This is a genomic window from Longibacter salinarum, from assembly GCF_002554795.1.
GTDB lineage: Bacteria > Bacteroidota > Rhodothermia > Rhodothermales > Salinibacteraceae > Longibacter > Longibacter salinarum.
Genome location: NZ_PDEQ01000004.1, coordinates 303,953 through 319,950, shown reverse-complemented (window position 1 = coordinate 319,950; position 15,998 = coordinate 303,953). Strand labels below are relative to the sequence as shown.

General features: G+C 59.9%; 15 protein-coding genes. 12 read left to right on the top strand and 3 right to left on the bottom strand.

The annotated features are described in order from the left end of the window. Window positions 1-121 precede the first annotated feature (121 nt). The 6 genes from CRI94_RS09680 to CRI94_RS09655 all read left to right on the top strand — a co-directional run bounded on the left by CRI94_RS09680 (window position 122) and on the right by CRI94_RS09655 (window position 7,901). Window positions 122-1,798 carry a S41 family peptidase gene (locus CRI94_RS09680; RefSeq protein ID WP_098075493.1) on the top strand — a complete coding sequence of 559 codons (1,677 nt, stop codon included), beginning with the start codon at window positions 122-124 and terminating at the stop codon, window positions 1,796-1,798. A gap of 67 nt (window positions 1,799-1,865) precedes the next feature. Further along, window positions 1,866-2,396, top strand: a complete 531-nt coding sequence (locus tag CRI94_RS09675) for a DinB family protein (RefSeq protein WP_098075492.1) — start codon at window positions 1,866-1,868, stop codon at window positions 2,394-2,396. 41 nt (window positions 2,397-2,437) lie between these two features. Next, window positions 2,438-3,382 (top strand): Rossmann-like and DUF2520 domain-containing protein, encoded by a 945-nt coding sequence (locus CRI94_RS09670; RefSeq protein ID WP_245846150.1) that lies wholly within the window; start codon window positions 2,438-2,440, stop codon window positions 3,380-3,382. A 281-nt stretch (window positions 3,383-3,663) separates the two neighbouring features. Continuing rightward, window positions 3,664-4,266, top strand: coding sequence for a hypothetical protein (locus tag CRI94_RS09665; protein WP_098075490.1), 603 nt, complete (start codon window positions 3,664-3,666; stop codon window positions 4,264-4,266). A 213-nt stretch (window positions 4,267-4,479) separates the two neighbouring features. Continuing rightward, on the top strand, window positions 4,480-6,078 hold the full coding sequence (lysS, locus tag CRI94_RS09660) for a lysine--tRNA ligase (RefSeq protein WP_098075489.1): 1,599 nt from the start codon (window positions 4,480-4,482) through the stop codon (window positions 6,076-6,078). 476 nt (window positions 6,079-6,554) lie between these two features. Further along, window positions 6,555-7,901, top strand: a complete 1,347-nt coding sequence (locus CRI94_RS09655) for an MFS transporter (protein WP_098075488.1) — start codon at window positions 6,555-6,557, stop codon at window positions 7,899-7,901. Window positions 7,902-7,908: 7 nt separating this feature from the next. Here the strand turns inward: CRI94_RS09655 and queG are convergent, their stop codons facing one another. From queG to rpsT, 3 genes are all read right to left on the bottom strand, one after another. Beyond that, window positions 7,909-8,877 carry a tRNA epoxyqueuosine(34) reductase QueG gene (gene queG / locus CRI94_RS09650; RefSeq protein ID WP_098075487.1) on the bottom strand — a complete coding sequence of 323 codons (969 nt, stop codon included), beginning with the start codon at window positions 8,875-8,877 and terminating at the stop codon, window positions 7,909-7,911. 198 nt (window positions 8,878-9,075) lie between these two features. Further along, on the bottom strand, window positions 9,076-10,032 hold the full coding sequence (locus tag CRI94_RS09645; RefSeq protein ID WP_098075486.1) for a PKD domain-containing protein: 957 nt from the start codon (window positions 10,030-10,032) through the stop codon (window positions 9,076-9,078). Between the two features lie 703 nt (window positions 10,033-10,735). Beyond that, entirely contained in the window at window positions 10,736-10,993 is a 258-nt protein-coding gene (gene rpsT, locus CRI94_RS09640; protein WP_098075485.1) for a 30S ribosomal protein S20, read from the bottom strand. A gap of 321 nt (window positions 10,994-11,314) precedes the next feature. On the opposite strand from rpsT, the gene CRI94_RS09635 reads away from it, so the two are divergent. The 6 genes from CRI94_RS09635 to atpE all read left to right on the top strand — a co-directional run bounded on the left by CRI94_RS09635 (window position 11,315) and on the right by atpE (window position 15,817). Further along, the gene (locus CRI94_RS09635; protein ID WP_098075484.1) at window positions 11,315-12,202 is read left to right on the top strand and encodes a M23 family metallopeptidase; all 888 of its coding nucleotides are present in this window, start codon (window positions 11,315-11,317) and stop codon (window positions 12,200-12,202) included. 376 nt (window positions 12,203-12,578) lie between these two features. Continuing rightward, window positions 12,579-13,073 carry a bactofilin family protein gene (locus tag CRI94_RS09630; RefSeq protein WP_179862233.1) on the top strand — a complete coding sequence of 165 codons (495 nt, stop codon included), beginning with the start codon at window positions 12,579-12,581 and terminating at the stop codon, window positions 13,071-13,073. 69 nt (window positions 13,074-13,142) lie between these two features. Beyond that, window positions 13,143-13,427 carry an AtpZ/AtpI family protein gene (locus CRI94_RS09625; RefSeq protein ID WP_098075482.1) on the top strand — a complete coding sequence of 95 codons (285 nt, stop codon included), beginning with the start codon at window positions 13,143-13,145 and terminating at the stop codon, window positions 13,425-13,427. Window positions 13,428-13,664: 237 nt separating this feature from the next. Then, window positions 13,665-14,003, top strand: a complete 339-nt coding sequence (locus CRI94_RS09620; RefSeq protein ID WP_098075481.1) for a hypothetical protein — start codon at window positions 13,665-13,667, stop codon at window positions 14,001-14,003. A gap of 217 nt (window positions 14,004-14,220) precedes the next feature. After that, window positions 14,221-15,417: a F0F1 ATP synthase subunit A gene (gene atpB / locus CRI94_RS09615; protein ID WP_245846149.1), complete on the top strand. Its 1,197-nt coding sequence runs from the start codon at window positions 14,221-14,223 to the stop codon at window positions 15,415-15,417. A gap of 166 nt (window positions 15,418-15,583) precedes the next feature. Continuing rightward, on the top strand, window positions 15,584-15,817 hold the full coding sequence (atpE, locus tag CRI94_RS09610) for an ATP synthase F0 subunit C (protein WP_098075479.1): 234 nt from the start codon (window positions 15,584-15,586) through the stop codon (window positions 15,815-15,817). Window positions 15,818-15,998: the final 181 nt, after the last annotated feature.

Here is a 15,998-nt window from a genome sequence, read left to right as displayed (position 1 = left end):
GTCGAGGGACGTTCATCTGGGCGGTCCGCAGTGAGCGACATCTGTGGGCGGTATGGTTTTCGCACAACGATATCTGCCGCAAAACCTCAGGGCATTTCGGAAACTTAAGATAACCTGCGCCATGCTTCGTCGAACGGCCACTGCTTCCTTCCTCGTCCTCGCGGTTGTGGGCTCGTTGTTTATGGGCACGCTCGTCGGGTTCTTCATGCCGCGCGATGATGACTTCTTCGAGCTCCGGAAAAACTTCCAGATCTTCGGGGCTGCGTACGAAGAGCTGGTCACCGGCTACGTCGAACCCCTTGATCCGGAGCATCTGATGCGAACCGGCATCGATGCAATGCTTGCGGAGCTGGACCCGTACACGACGTTCATCGATGAAGCCGACAACGCAGACCTTAACATCATTACGCGGGGGCGCTACGGTGGCGTCGGGCTGAACGTCGGCAAACGAGGCGGCAAAGTGACGGTCCTCTCGCCGATCGAAGGAGCAAGCGGCTACAAGCAGGGCGTTCGCGCTGGAGACCTGATTCTCGAAATCGAGGATCAGTCCACGGACGAGCTATCGATGGCCGACGTGCGAACGCTTCTGCGCGGGGAGCCCGGCACGACCGTCAACATCGTTGTAGGGCGTGAAGGTGTGGCGACGCCCATCGACTTCACGCTGACGAGGGAGCAGGTAAAGCTGAATAATGTGACCTATACCGGATTCGTGGGAGAGCCGACCGAGTTGGGGGGCGTCGGATATGTGAAGCTGGAACGGTTCACTCGTGAGGCAGGAGGAGAGGTACGCGATGCACTTCGCAATCTGCAGGAAGACCGGTCGCTCCGCGGGTTGGTCCTCGACTTGCGTGGAAATCCCGGCGGCCTGTTGGACGCTGCCGTGGATGTCACGGAGCTCTTCGTTCCACGAGGATCCGTGATCGTCTCGACCCGGGGCCGCCTCCCGGAAACGGAGCGGACCTACCGAAGTGACCGGGCACCTATGCTTCCCGATGTCCCCATGATCGTACTGGTCGATGGGTTCAGTGCGTCGGCCTCCGAGATCGTTGCGGGTGCCATTCAGGATCTTGACCGTGGCGTCGTGATGGGCACGACAACGTACGGGAAGGGGCTGGTTCAGGTCGTGCGGTCTCTTCCGCACAACACGTCGCTGAAAATGACGACGGCCAAGTATTACACGCCGAGTGGGCGGTCCATTCAGTCCATCAACTATTCGGGCGGTGAATCAACGGCGGTGCCGGACTCGGTCGGCCGATCTTTCGAAACGGTCGGGGGCCGAACGGTTCGCGACCAGCACGGAATCGAGCCGGATATCACGGTCCCTGAGGCTCCGACGAGTGAGCTGGAGGAGGCACTGCAGCGGCGTGCGGCCTTTTTCTTTTACGCAAACCATGTGGCCGCCCAGATGGACTCGCTGAGGGAAAATTACCAAGCGAACGATACCACGCTCCGGAATTTCCGAGAGTGGCTCGAAGAGGAGCGGTTTACGTACCCGACCGATGCGGAGATGGCCTTCGATAAGCTCAGCACGCGCTTCGCTGACGATGGATATGACGATGTGAGTGATGAGGTGGCGCGACTGCAGACGGCACTGCGGCAGGAGAAGATGGATGAGTTCGAGGAGAATGCGACCGCACTGAAGCGGCACCTCGAGCGGGAAATCCTGGCGCGGTTCGTTCCGGAACGTGCGCGCATTGAGCGGACGCTCGACTACGACGTTCGCGTCGCGTCGGCTATCGACCTGTTTGACCATCCGGATCGCTACGCCAGCATTCTCTCCTCTGCGGACGATGGATGATCGAGCGAAGACAGCATATGCCAGTCGAAACATCCTCGTCATCTCGCGCAACAGAGCCTAAAACCGCATGTCCGAGATCATAATTGCGGACGAAATCGACCGCCTTCGCGTAGTGTACGAGGAGATCGAGGCGCTCATCGCCGCGGACGCGTCGTTTTTGCAGGCAACCGTTCCAGCGGTGTCGGATTGGTCGCCCGCGCAGCACTTGTACCACATACTGGGCTCCACGGCCATGATGATGAAAGCCGCGACGCTTCTTGCCAAAGGAGCGGTCAAAGGAGACGAGCCGCGCCTCACCAAGGCTGGGCGGACGGTACTCACCACTGAGATCATTCCCCGGGGAATCGCCCAGGCTCCGGACAACACGCGCCCGCCGGAGGATCTGTCGGAGCAGACGCTGCAGGAATCGTTCGCGAGGAGCGCAGGAAAGATGAACACCGCCATTCACGCCGCAAAAGATGGCGCTCCGGACGATACTGGGCTTGAGCATCCGATGTGGGGCGTTCTTACGGTCCCGGAGTGGTTCCGTGCGGCAAACGTTCACTGCCGGCACCACCTCGACATCATCGGCGATATTCAGTCGAAGCACGCTGCGTAAATCAGTCGTCGCTCGTCCTCGCGATTAAGCGCTTCATGCCCGTGTCCTCCTCAACGGATCGTCCTGTCGCCATCATCGGAGCGGGGGCTGTTGGAACCTCTCTCACCCACCGCCTGGCTGCGTGCGACATCGACATCGCTGGGATCATCAGTTCGCGCCGGGAGCCGGCCGAGCGCCTCGCCAGCGAGGTGGCGGCGCCGGTCGCTTCTACAAGTCTCAGTGATTTGCCTGGCACAGCTCGCGTTGTCTTCCTCTGTGTACCCGACGACGTGATCCCCTCTATCGCCGCTGAACTGGCGGAAATCCCGCATCCGTGGCCGGAAACGATCGTAGCTCATACGTCGGGGGCGAGTCCGTCCGCTGTACTCGAACCCCTCGCGAGCGTCGGGGCGTCCGTCGTAAGTTTCCACCCGATGCAAACCTTTCCGGATCGGAACGCACCGGAGGTTTTCGATGACATCTACATCGGTGTGGAAGGAGAAGGGGACGCTGTAGCGTATGCAGAGGCTCTGGTCGAGCGTCTTGGAGCCAATCCGATGGTCCTCACGCCGGCCGAGAAGACGCGGGTTCATGCGGCCGCAGCGCTTGCATCAAATGGCCTCGCCGCGCTCGTAGCCGTCGTGCGCGAGCTGCTTGGGACGGCCGGTCTTGCTGCGAACGATGCCACTCGCGTCGTGCAACCGCTTATCGAACAGACGTGGAGCAACCTGAAAGATGCACCGCCGGAAATTGCTTTGACGGGGCCGATCGTTCGCGGTGACATTGGAACGGTAAAAGAACATCTCGCGGCCCTGGAGAAGAGTGCACCGCACCTGCTTCCGGTCTACGCCGTCCTCGCGAAAGAACAGGTACGTGTTGCTCGTCGTGCTGACAGATTGACAGATGAACAGTCCGGTGCGATCCTTGACATCATACAGGCGGGCTCGACGGAGGCGAGTGTGCCTCAGGCGCCTGGAATGACTGACGTTTCCGTTACGGAGACGTAAAAAGCATCAGGCTTTAGGTTCATTCAAGGGAATAGGGCGTTTATACGTGTAGACGGTGTTTGGCAAACGCCCTGTTCGATGGTGTGCGGTTTAGCGGGAACTTGGGGCGGATCACGCTCTATCACGCCCCGTTGTACGCCTGCTATGAGTGGTGAAACATCACATGCATCGGCTTCACCGGTGTCAGGTGAGTTTCGTCCACCGTCGGGCCCGGTAGGTCCGTCAGATTGTGAGGATCTGTAGCCTGCCGACGCATGAATGTACCATTGTGTACCCCGATTATGACAAACAACGACACGCGCGACGCACAGGCTGCTCGCCGACCCGCGCCTGCCCGACAACCGGCAGGATACCGCGAACGGCTGAAGAGCAAACCATTTCTGGTGGACAGCGACGCGGATGAGGCGCCCTCGACCTCGAGACGGATCGAGGCAATCCAGGCGCTTCTTCGTTCCCAGGACACCTACGGTGCTGCCTTCCAGTCCGTTGCCGTCGCTGCCGTGCAAATTCTCGAGCGTGCCCTCTGCTTCGAGCGGAAGGCCGCCGACGCAGCTCTCTCGCTCGGACAGCGTGAGAAGCTGAACGCGATGATCGATACCGCCCAGGAAGCGGTCGCAAGCTTGCGATCGGCTCTCAGCACCGGTAAATCGAACGTGATGCACCTCTGCAGTGAGGCCGACGACACCGGTGCCGGCGACAAGCCGTGGTGGTTCGCCCTCAACGACGCCCTCGGCGTCCTCGAAGAAGGTACCCATCGGATGGCCTCGCTGATCTCGGCACAGCCGGATGGCAGCTCGTCTCGCGAACTCAGCGAACACGTCACGGAGCTGCTCCAGAGTCACCACGACGCGCTCCTGCTCGAAGCCGACCAATGGATCTCCTGATTGATCTCAGGTGATCTGAATGATGCTCGCACGCCCGTCGTGCCCCACACGCGATTGGAGCGTTCGTCAAAGCCATGTGAGATTCTCGCATGCAACAGGCGCGACCCGACATTTCGGGGAGCGTCTTTTGTATGTGTCCGTACTGCACACCTACGAACCGGAAGGATCTACTCCTCCGGCCGATCACTTTATCACTGACGCCCACCCCTCTGCATGTCCGCACCGTCCGCCGAACTGACCGAACAGGAACAGCGTCGACGCGAAGAACGAGACGCGCTCGAAGCCAAAGGCATCAATCCGTACCCGTACGCCTGGGACGTCGACGCGCACGCGAAAGAAATTGTGGACACGTTCGACGAGGATAAACACCAGCCAGAGGGTGACGAAGACCCGCCGTACGTCGTGTCGATCGCTGGCCGCATCACGTCGATGCGCGTCATGGGCAAGTCGGCCTTCTTCGACGTGCAGGACTCGACGGGGACCATCCAGGCATACGTTCGCAAGAACGACCTGCCGGAGGGCCAGTACGACGAGGTCTTTACCGAACTCCTCGACATCGGCGACATCGTCGGGTTGAAAGGGCATGTCTTCAAGACGCGCATGGGCGAAGTCACGGTGCGCGCCGGTGACGACTTCCAGCTTCTCGCGAAGTCGCTCAAGCCACTTCCCGTCGTGAAGGAGCGCGAAGACGAAGAGGGTAATGTCGAAGTCTACAACGAGGTCACCGATAAGGAATTTCGGTATCGCCAGCGCTACGTCGACCTCGTGGTGAATCCGGATGTCCGGGACGTCTTCCAGAAGCGGTCCACGCTGATTCGTGCCATGCGCGACTTCCTGGACAGCAAGGACTACCTGGAGGTCGAGACGCCGGTCCTGCAGCCGGTCTACGGAGGAGCAACGGCTCGCCCGTTCACGACGCACCATAACGCGCTCGACATGGAGCTCTTCCTCCGCATCGCGGACGAGCTCTACCTCAAGCGTCTCCTCGTCGGCGGCTTCGATGGCGTCTACGAGATCTCTAAGGACTTTCGGAACGAAGGGCTCAGCCGCTTCCACAATCCGGAGTTCACCATGATGGAGCTCTACGTGGCGTACAAGGATTACCGCTGGATGATGGAGCTCACCGAGTCGCTCGTGGGCACCATCGCGACGGCCCTCCACGATTCGTACGAGATCGAGTGGCAGGAGCACACGATCAATCTCGAGCCACCGTTCGACCGCGTCACCTTCTTCGGGGCGATTGAGGACGCCACCGGCTTCGATCTCTACCAGGCGGACCGCGATCGCGTGTACGATGTCGCGAAAAACGAGCTGCACCTCGACGACATCGACGAGGATATGAGTCTCGCAAAACTGCTGGATGAAATCTTCGGCGAAACGGTCGAGCCGTCGCTAATCCAGCCGACATTCGTGACCGATTACCCGGTCGAGCTGAGTCCGCTCGCGAAGAAACACCGCGAGAAGGAGGGCCTGGTCGAGCGCTTCGAACTCATCATTGCTGGCAAAGAGGTCGCGAACGCCTTTAGCGAGCTCAATGACCCGCAGGATCAGCGCGAACGCTTCGAAGAGCAGGCCGCCATGCGCGCCGCCGGCGACGACGAAGCCACGCCGATCGACGAAGACTACCTCCGAGCGATGGAGTATGGGATGCCGCCTGCAGCCGGACTCGGTATCGGCGTCGACCGTCTCACAATGATCATGACCGGACAGGAGTCGATTCGCGACGTCATTCTCTTCCCGCTCCTTCGCCCCGAGCAGGGGACGCCACAGGCGGAAACCTCCGAGCCTGAGTCGGCCGACGCTCAGCAGTAAGCGCACCGCCACATCCGGTACAACTGCAGCACCCCGTCGAGACCGGCGGGGTGCTTTATTATTTTGGGTACATCCGGGGACACGTACGACCGCATCGCCTCTGTAGCCAGCGCAGCCGCAAACCGGGGCGCGCGTCGAGCCTCTCTGCACAGCCAGGCCGACTGCCCCCAGCCACCCCGGTGCGGTCTGCACACGACGAACCTTGAGCTCTGAAATTCGTGGTCCGCGCAACATCGGTAAAATGAATCTACCGGATGAGAGAGGCCTCTCGATCATTCCCGAAGGGATCAACCGTCGCACCGCCGTGCGACGGTTTTTTGTTTTATATCTCAATGGGCATCCCCCTTCAGGTCATTCGGCAGTCCGCTGAACCCTGAACCCTGAACCCTGAACGCTGAACTTTGAACTTTTCAGCCAAAGTGATTTTATCGTAGGCGAGAAACTCCGCCGGGGGGACAGTCGGTCTAAGCTCCCCTATGGCTACTTCCCCCCGCACATCGCACGACAAAGAGGTTGACGAGCAGGCTGGCTACATCGAGCTCCTGCGCGGAAATCAAAACTTCCGGCGGCTCTGGGCCGGCACCCTCATCTCTTACCTGGGCGACTGGTTCAATACCATCGCGCTCTACACGCTCGTTAGCACCCTCTCCGGGTCGCCGCTTGCTCTCGGTCTCGTCTTCGTGATCAAGATGCTGCCGTGGGCCATTGTCGCCCCGCTGGCCGGTGTTATCGTCGACCGGTTTAATCGGCGTCAGCTGATGATCGGAGCGGATCTGGCGCGTGCTGTCGTTGTGCTCGGCTTCCTGCTGATCAACGACGCTGCGGATGTCCCGTGGCTCTACGCTCTCATGACGGCACAGGTCGTGATCGGAGCCGTATTTCAGCCGGCGAAGAGCTCGTCCATCCCAAACATTACGACGCCTCGCGAACTGTTGACCGCAAACGCGATCTCGTCGGCCACGTGGTCGACGATGCTCGCCGTCGGAGCGGCGCTCGGAGGCCTTGCGACGGAATGGCTCGGGCCGTCCACGGTCTTCATCATCGATAGCGTGACGTACCTCGTGTCGGCTGTATTCATCTACGGCACCCGCATTCCGCAGGATAGGGTCGAGACGGAGAAGGGGCTGGTCCAGTCCGCCTTTCGGGAAATTGTCGATGGATGGCGCCACCTGAAGCGCCATGCGCGCGTTCGGCGGATTGCGCTAGCGAAAGCGACGTGGGCGATCGGGGGCGGAGCGCTCGTGTACATGCTAACGCTTATCGGAGACGAGATTCAGCCAGGTGCCGTCGCGGCCGGGATCGGCGTGTTGTTCATGGCGCGTGGCATCGGGACCGGCATCGGGCCGATCGTGACACGCGCCATCTTTTCGGATCGATCCAACTGGCCGACGGTGATTGGCGGCTCGATCGCGGTGTGCGGCGCGTTCTACTTCGGGGTCGGCCTGATTCCGTGGTCACCGACCACGCTCGGTGTGACGGCCGTCTGCGTCCTCGTCGTGATCGCTCATGCCGCGAGTGCCTCCAACTGGGTGCTTAGCACCGTGATGCTACAGAAGCGAACGGAGGATCGCTTCCGGGGCCGGGTCTTCTCGACGGAGTGGCTGCTTGTGATGGTCGCCGAATCGGTTTCGATCGTCGTCGCAAGCGTGATCCTGGAGTTGGACCTGCTGACGATTCGCCAGACCGTTCTTGCATTTGCTGGACTGCAGATCGCCAGCGGCCTTGCGTGGATTCCCCTGGTTGCGCCCAGGGAGCGGCGCGAGGAGGCCGAGGCTGCAGCAGAGCGATCCTCCACGACTGTGGAAACGGCAGTTGCAGAGTAAGTTGCTGCTACGACGTGGACTCCAGTTTCGCCATCGCATTTCGCACGTTCCGCTGAAAGCCTTCGTAGCCGGCCCTCGTGACCGGCGTACCTTGAAAGCGTTTCTCGAAGGCATCCAGATTCATCTCCACCCAGTCATGTAAGTCGGTGTCGCGGACGTCCTCCCGCGCTTCGTACCTTGGCTCCTGCGTCGGGCGCGAAAATTTATTCCACGGGCAGACCTGCTGACAGATGTCGCAGCCGAAGATCCAGTTGTGCAATTCCTCACGGATCTCGTCCGGCACGTCGAAGCCACGGTGCTCAATCGTGAGGTAGGAGATGCAGCGTGAAGCGTCGAGAGCATACGGTTCGTACAGCGCGTCGGTCGGGCAGGCATCCAGGCACCGAGTGCAGGAGCCGCATGAGTCGGGAACCGGCGCATCGGGGGTCAGAGGGACGTCGACGATCAGCTCACCAAGAAAGAAGTACGAGCCCATCTCGCGATTCAGCAGGAGGGTATTCTTTCCCTGCCAGCCGAGTCCGGACCGAGCCGCCCAGGCTTTGTCCATCACGGGCGCCGAGTCTACAAATGCGCGCCCGTTTACATCTGTACCCACCTCCTCCTGGAGCCACTGATAGAGGCGGTACAGCTTGTCCTTCATCACCTCGTGGTAATCGTCGCCCCACGCATACCGACTGATCTTTCCCCGCCCGTCGGACGCTTCGGGCGGATCGGGTTGGTAATAGTTGTGGAGCACAGAGATGACCGACTGCGCCCCCTCAACCAGTTGGGTGGGGTCGGTGCGCTTGTCGAAATGGTTCGCCATCCACTCCATCGTCGCGTAGCGTCCCTCGAGAAGCCATTGTTCGAGACGGCGGGCTTCCTCGTCAAGGGGCTCAGCGGAAGAGATGCCGCAGTCGTCAAAGCCGAGGCGCCGTGCTTCAGCCTTCAGGCGTAGCGTGAGATCCAATTGGGCTGATGCGTCGAAGCCGGGCATGGGGATGAAGGAAGGAGGCGACGAGAGAGAAACAGAAGAGGAAGTAGAAAACGGAGCAGAGAGGTCAGGAGTTCGCCGGGGAGGGAAAGCCCATTCGCTGCGCCAAAACACCCGTTTGCATACAAAAAGGCCTCCTTCCCGGAGGAAGGAGGCCTTGGTGGCGAGAGCGAATCTCGCCAGATCCGTCAGGCGGATACGTTAGTTGCGCACCGGAATCGAGTCGGCGCGGCGGAACTGACGCGTGCCACCTTTCTTGCTCGTGACTCCACCCACTTCGCCTTCAGCAGACGTCGTGACGCGGCTCGCGGCAACATCGTTGTCCTGGTAGAACTGGGAGACCGCGCGGGCGCGATCTTCCGACAGGGACTCAGGGCTACGCTCGCCCGGGGCGGCGTATCCTTCGACGCGAACGCTGAGGTTCGGGCACTGGCTCAGGATGTCGCTGTTCTCCATAAGGGAGGACTCGGCTTCATCCGAGAGCGTGCTGGAGTTCCGGCTGAAGAACGCCGAGTTGAACTCGCTGACGCTGGTGCAGATCGGCGGCAGGTCACGCTCGACCGTCATGTTGAGGGTGCGCGTGTCCTGGCCGACGTCGTTCGACGCGGTGAGGGAGACGGTGTACTGGCCCGGCTCTTCGAACGTGTGCGAAGCCGACTCGCCGGTAGCGGTGTTTCCGTCGCCGAAGTCCCACTCATAGGAGAGGGGGCTGTCGCCGCGGACGTTGCTGCTGAAGCTAACCGACTCGCCTTCGTCTGCCGGATTCGGGTTGGCGTTGATCGTGGTGATGCGGGCTGGCTGCGGCGGGCGCACCACGTTGACCATCATCGTGTCGCGGGCTGTACCGCCTTCGTTCTGGGCGGTGAACACGACCTGGTACTCTCCGGGCGAGCTGAAGCTGTGGCTCGCGAGGAGGCCGGAGCCGGTGTTGCCGTCGCCGAAGTTCCAGGTGTAGCTGAGGCCATCTTCACCGACATCTTCGTTGACGGTGGCCTCAAACGTGCCAGATTCGCCGGTTTCCAGCTCATCCGGTCCAGAAGTCGACATGACCTCTGGAGCCGTTGGGCCGCAACCCGCGGCGAAGAGCCCGCCGAGGACGAGCAGAAGAGGAAGCCAATAGGTGAAGCTTTGACGTGCGTTCACAGTATGTATTTTCATAGTGGTTGGTTGCGCTGCGTCTGAGGAAGCGAAAACCGATGCTACGATGCCGGTGCTTCAATATAGGGCCGAAGCCCTGGTGCAGGAGAAACCCCTGCTGCTGGATGAGTCCGATGAACGGACCAATGCGCGGTAAAGCGAAAAGACAACGCGCAGTCGACGTGCAAGTAAAGAACAATTTGGCGCGACTGCGGCTGCAGTTCAGGTGAGAACAGACCCGATGGTTGATATCGTCTGGTTGTAATCAGACGAATCGGGCTATGATCGTGCAACAAGAGTCTCCGCGAACCGACCCGGAGCGATCATGAGATGAGCGGGAAATAAATCTAACCCGCTACCTTCCCATGCACAAAAGCGATTGTTTCGGGTCGTTTCGGCGACTGAACTCGCCTCGAAAATCGCAGGTACGCTGCGCTCATGTATACGGCAACGTGGGGAAACATGCCAAATACCTTCGGCACAGGCATGGTCTTCCTCCGCGAATATTGGGAATATCCAACCGGAACGCAATGCTTTGACCGCCGCGTTGAAGAGTTATCACGTTAACGGAATAAAATCTTCGCACGCATGCGCTTGAATCTCGTCATTCCGAGTTCATCGCATGTTGGCGGTACGGCTACGCGTGAGCGAGCCTCGAAAGCGGTTGGACGCCGTCGTTTCGTAAAAGGGAGCCCACCCGGATGGATAGACTCGACCTTTCGGCCTACGCATCGAGCGAGTTCACGTGCTTCTCAAGCTTGCTCTTGTAGTTGGCGGCCTTGTTCTTGTGGATAATACCCTTGCCGGCCAGGCGGTCGAGGGCTGCCTTGACGTCGTCGAGAAGCGATTCAGCTTCGGCCTTATCCTCCGTGGCACGGAGCTTTTTCATCATCGACCGGACGTTCGTCTTCTTGGCCTTGTTGCGGCTGCGCCGCTTTTCGTTCTGGCGGATACGCTTCTCTGCGGACTTATTCTGCGGCATGTCGGATGCTGTCTTTCATATTCAAAAGCTGGGGAAATACGGCTTTCGGGGTCGAGCCTCTGTAGCATAGTCAAATGCTCCGGGCGACCGAACACGTATCTCCACGGGTACAGTTGTAGAGCACAATGGCACCTTGCATGTTGTTTCCCCGCTATTCGAAAATCGTCGGTATACCGCATCCTTTTCGTGGGGATGCCGGTGAAATCGTCCGGTAAGTGCCCTACGTTGTAAGACGACGAGCCAAGTTGGATGGCGTTACGGCCGTTCCATTGCGTGTGCTCATCTCGCTCGTGCCCCGTTTCCCCTAAGCACCGATCTCGCATGTGGACGTTCTTGTCGGATCTCGCCGACCACTGGCGTGCAAAACTTACCGTTCTCGTCATGAACGACGAGAGCTCGGACCCCGCGCGGCGACATGAGGTCCGCCCACGGGAGCTCGGTGTGCTCTGGCTATCCACACTGGGTGCCGCGGTGGTCCTCACGACGGCGATCATTGCGTTCACCCCGATCCGTACGCTTATTCCTGGCTACGGAACCGAGGCTGTGCAGCGTAGCGCGCAGCTGAGTGCGATGCGCGTCGCGGCCCTTCGCGACTCGCTGACGGTGCAGCGTCGCTACATCGAGCGGCTGCAGCAACTCATGACAGGTCGCGTTGAGCCGCGTGGAGCAGCATCTGCCTCGGAGCCGGCATCTCAGCCCGGCGCCCGAAGCCGTCCGGCTCCACAGCAGCGATCGGGAAACAGCGAGGTGCACGAGCAACCGGCCGTGACGGTCACGAGCTTCCCGGCGAGCAGCGCGTCGTCTTCGGGCTCCGTCGATGGATTGCCGAGTCTGCGAATGCCGCTGGCTCCTCCGGTCGAGACGGGCTTCCCGACCCGCGGCTTTAACGTGCGAGAGGGTCATTACGCGATTGATATCGCCGTTGAGGCCGGCTCGTATGTGTACTCCGTGGCGGACGGTTACGTCATCTTTGCTGATTGGACGAACGATGGGGGCTTTACGGTAGCAGTGCAGCATGCGGATGGGTACGTGTCGGTCTACAAGCATAACCAGCGCCTCGTTAAGCGCGTCGGCGACCGCGTGCATCAGCAAGAAGCCGTCGCGATCAGTGGCAACTCGGGCGAGATCACGACCGGTCCGCACTTGCACTTTGAGCTCTGGCACAATGGGCTCGCGCAGGACCCGCGGCCCCTCTTCGAAGGATGGTAGAGCGGCCACGGGTGTCCATACTTCTAGGCTGATCCATGTGGGAAATCGGTGAGGTTGGTCGAATTTCGTGGTGAGGTCCTCCTTTATCTGGCGCAGGGTGGATCTTATGAGCCCCCAGATCCGTGTCCGCTTCATAGCGCCAGCATCTCTCTCCAGCTCGTTTGCGTTTGGATATGCCCGTTCTGTGGTGTACCATCCACACGCAGGACGATCTCTATAAGCGGGCGCACGCGGCTCGGTCGTCATTGCATCGGTCGGGCCTTGCGCTGGGTGTGGCGTAGGTCGTCTTCTCAGCGTAGTCGTTTCTTGCATTCCCTCCCCCGCACGTCGAATGGCTATTTTCGGAAATAAGAAAGACAAAAGCTCAAAATCGTCTATGGCTAATCAGGGCAGTGGACAAAGTCAGGCCCAGTTCAATATCGTTGGCGAAGGGACCGTTTTCGAAGGGACGCTTCGCGCAGAGAGCAACGTGAATGTCAGCGGCCGCGTCGTCGGTAAGCTGATCGTGAACGGTCGGGCGGTCATCTCGAAAAATGGTGTCGTAGAAGGAGAGCTGCGCGCCACCAATGCCGCTGTTGGCGGCACCATCGAAGGAGAAGTATACGTCGACGAGCGTCTAGAGCTGGAAAGCACAGCACATGTTGATGGAAGTATCCAGACCGACCGTCTGGTCGTCGAGGAAGGTGCCGTCTTCACCGGCACGTGTAAGATGGGAGAGGCAGTCACCGAAAAAGCGGTTGGGTCCGACGATGTCGCAGCCTCCACGTCCAAGTCATCTAAGTCGTCGAGTGCGTCCGGGAAGCCCAGCTCGAAGAAGAGTTCGGTCGATTCCGGTACGGCGACCCCTGAGTCGTCGGGTGCGAAGAAGTAGATCGGTCGATTCGCATGTTGAGGGTGGGGCCGACGCAGCCATCATGACCACGCCAATCGATTCGGTGTAATGGGAAAGGCAAGTTGGCAGGAATCATTACGCGTGGCTGGGCCGCACATCGACCTAGGGTATCGCATCGCTGCCGCGATTCTCATCTTCGGTGGGGGCGGAGCCTGGCTGGACCGCTACCTCGAAACAGTACCCTGGCTGAGCATCGCCGGGACGGTGTTGAGCTTTGTTGCCATTCTCGGGATCATCATGCGCTTCAACATCGAGGAGGAGCAGAAAAAGGTACGGAGGAGAAAAAAGAGTGAGTCGGGCGCGTCCGATTCGGGCACGTCGCCGGATGGTTGAGCCCAAACCGACATGGGTTTGGCGGTAGATCGACACGCTTCCGGAGGGCGCTGGTAGGTTTGGGCTGGTTCGACTCGTCGCTTTCCATCCCCCTTTGACTTATTATTCACTGTCCCTTATCAGCACCTCTCTTGCTAATCAGTAGATTCCGAATGCTGATGTGAATCGGCATTTCGCCCGATGCGATATTTGGGCGGGATCACTGCACTCACATGTTGCAGTCGAACGGAGTCGACTATGGATGAACCAGTACTGATCGGACTCGCTATCGGTGTAGGGCTAGCCCTGCTATATGCGATCGCGAGTCTCATAACGCATCGGGTTGCGCTTCAGTCCGGTAGTCGAAACCAGTTTCTGGCCATCGCCTTCGGTGGTCTTTTGGCGCGAATGGCATTTGCCCTGCTTCTCGTTACAGTAACACTGGTCTTTGTGCCGGTCGACGAGACAGCATTCATCGGCTCTTTCTTTGGGGTCTTCGTCGTAACGCTTATTATGGAGGTGTTGCACCTTCATCGCCAGACAAGCGACGTGGTCCGCGAAGCGGCTGGGGATGCGTCCGACGATGCGCGACGGTGAAGTAGGCGGTGCTTTCACTCGCTTGGTGAAGGCGTCACGCTTGTAGTTTCTGTATCGATTTGGAGCACGTATCAACTGGTTGCCTCATCGCGCCGGCATCCACCAGGCACACAGCAATGTTTTTTCAATGCGGGCGGCAGTGAAAGCTCCACAGGGGCTCATGCCGGCCGCACCCATCCGTAACCACGGGTACTGCATGTACGAACGACACGTTGCCATGAAGAAGTCCCTGTACGCTCTGCTCGTCGTGCTCACCCTCGGCGTGTTCTGGGCCCCGATGAATGCCCAGGCCGCAGAAGGGGGGACGGTCGACATCGTTGGGCATACGGCCGACGGCTTTTACCTTGAGTTTGAGCCGATGGCCACGGTCGAGCTCCCGCGTATATTCCTGATGGAAGATGCGTCAGGCTCGCTCACCGTGAAGGCATATGCTTCGACCGCGGCCGCGCTTCGGTCCGGTGACTTTCAGCTTGTTCTCGAAGAGGGGCCCGTGAAGACCGCGGCGCAGCTCGAGACGGCGATCGAAAGTCATAAGCACCTTCACGCCCAGCTTCAGCCGGCGGCCGGAAGCGTGATCTTGGACTTCTCGATCTCGCGGCACTTGCTTTTCGGACTCCTGGCGATGCTGATCGTCGCCGTTATCGGTATTTCGCTTGCGAATAAATACAAGCGAGGCGTCGGGCGCGATGAAGCACCCAGAGGGGTGTTTCAGAATGCCTTTGAGGCGTTGATTATCTACATCCGCGACGAGATCGCCAAGCCAACGCTCGGCGATAAGCACGAAAAATTTCTGCCGTACCTGCTGACAGCATTCTTCTTCATTCTGTTTGCAAACCTGCTCGGGCTTGTGCCGTACGGCGCTGCCGCGACCTCCAATCTGGCGGTCACGGGTATGCTGGCGGTCTTCACCTTCGTGATCGGGCAGGTGTACGCATCGAAGGATCACTGGAGACATATCCTTCTCGGCCCGCCTGAGGTGCCGGTTCTGATCCGAATTATTCTCGTCCCTGTCGAGATTCTCGGACTCTTAACCCGTCACTTTGCGCTTGCCATTCGTCTCTTTGCGAATATGGCGGCAGGTGCGTTGGTGATCTTCAGCCTGCTCGGGCTCATCTTCATTATGAACGTGACGTTCGGGCCGACCGCGGCCTATGGGGCCGCCATCCCAAGCATCTTCCTGACGGTGTTTATCTCACTGGTGAAGCTGCTGGTGGCCTTCATTCAGGCCTACGTGTTCACCATCCTGTCGGCGCTCTTCATCGGCATGTCCGTCGAAGAGCACGATCACCATGATGAGCATCACGAGCATGAGCACCACCACGACACCGGAGACCTGACGCCCGCCCTTGCGGGTGACGGCGCCGCTCCCGAGAAGACGCGCGTCTCCACCGAACGCGAAGCCGTTGCATCCTAGCATCGATTTGCTTCGGAACGGTCACCTTGGCTCGGGCCGAGGTGTGCCTCGCAGTACAACCCTTTGCAGGACCCCCACGATGCAGGACCCTTCCTGTTCGTACCCCGGTTCCCCGGGATCTACACTCGCCCCACCGACTCGAACGACTTAACCTGAGGTTTTCACTATGGAATTTGATCCGACTGCATACGCTTTTCTTGCTGCCGGTCTTGGCGCCGGACTCGTGACGATTGGTGCTAGCTACGGCATTGGCCGTCTTGCTGGCCCTGCGATGGAAGGCTCTGCACGTCAGCCGGAAGCCGCCGGTGACATCCGTACGTCGATGATTATTGCCGCGGCGCTGATTGAGGGTGTTGCCCTCTTCGGTCTCGTTATCTGCGTCCTGCTGGCGACGTCGTAACCTACGCGGCTCCGGCACCGGCTTCACAGCGTCCAGTCGCCCATGCGTAGTGCATGGAGGGGACGCTCCCGGCGATACGAACAGGTCCGAGTGGACGTCGCCGTCGTTAGTTGTCTTCGGGCAGCATGCGACGGTGGCGCGACTCGCCTCTCCCGAGGCGGCCTCTGGCCCGATCGTTTAT

Excerpts from the sequence above, each read along its gene's own strand:
- CRI94_RS09645 (WP_098075486.1), bottom strand. The coding sequence starts at position 10,032 with ATGAAAATACATACTGTGAACGCACGTCAAAGCTTCACCTATTGGCTT.
- lysS (WP_098075489.1), top strand. The coding sequence starts at position 4,480 with ATGTCCGCACCGTCCGCCGAACTGACCGAACAGGAACAGCGTCGACGC.
- atpB (WP_245846149.1), top strand. The coding sequence starts at position 14,221 with ATGAAGAAGTCCCTGTACGCTCTGCTCGTCGTGCTCACCCTCGGCGTG.
- CRI94_RS09620 (WP_098075481.1), top strand. The coding sequence starts at position 13,665 with ATGGATGAACCAGTACTGATCGGACTCGCTATCGGTGTAGGGCTAGCC.
- CRI94_RS09655 (WP_098075488.1), top strand. The coding sequence starts at position 6,555 with ATGGCTACTTCCCCCCGCACATCGCACGACAAAGAGGTTGACGAGCAG.
- CRI94_RS09680 (WP_098075493.1), top strand. The coding sequence starts at position 122 with ATGCTTCGTCGAACGGCCACTGCTTCCTTCCTCGTCCTCGCGGTTGTG.
- CRI94_RS09625 (WP_098075482.1), top strand. The coding sequence starts at position 13,143 with ATGGGAAAGGCAAGTTGGCAGGAATCATTACGCGTGGCTGGGCCGCAC.
- CRI94_RS09675 (WP_098075492.1), top strand. The coding sequence starts at position 1,866 with ATGTCCGAGATCATAATTGCGGACGAAATCGACCGCCTTCGCGTAGTG.
- CRI94_RS09635 (WP_098075484.1), top strand. The coding sequence starts at position 11,315 with ATGTGGACGTTCTTGTCGGATCTCGCCGACCACTGGCGTGCAAAACTT.
- CRI94_RS09630 (WP_179862233.1), top strand. The coding sequence starts at position 12,579 with ATGGCTAATCAGGGCAGTGGACAAAGTCAGGCCCAGTTCAATATCGTT.
- rpsT (WP_098075485.1), bottom strand. The coding sequence starts at position 10,993 with ATGCCGCAGAATAAGTCCGCAGAGAAGCGTATCCGCCAGAACGAAAAG.
- CRI94_RS09665 (WP_098075490.1), top strand. The coding sequence starts at position 3,664 with ATGACAAACAACGACACGCGCGACGCACAGGCTGCTCGCCGACCCGCG.
- atpE (WP_098075479.1), top strand. The coding sequence starts at position 15,584 with ATGGAATTTGATCCGACTGCATACGCTTTTCTTGCTGCCGGTCTTGGC.
- queG (WP_098075487.1), bottom strand. The coding sequence starts at position 8,877 with ATGCCCGGCTTCGACGCATCAGCCCAATTGGATCTCACGCTACGCCTG.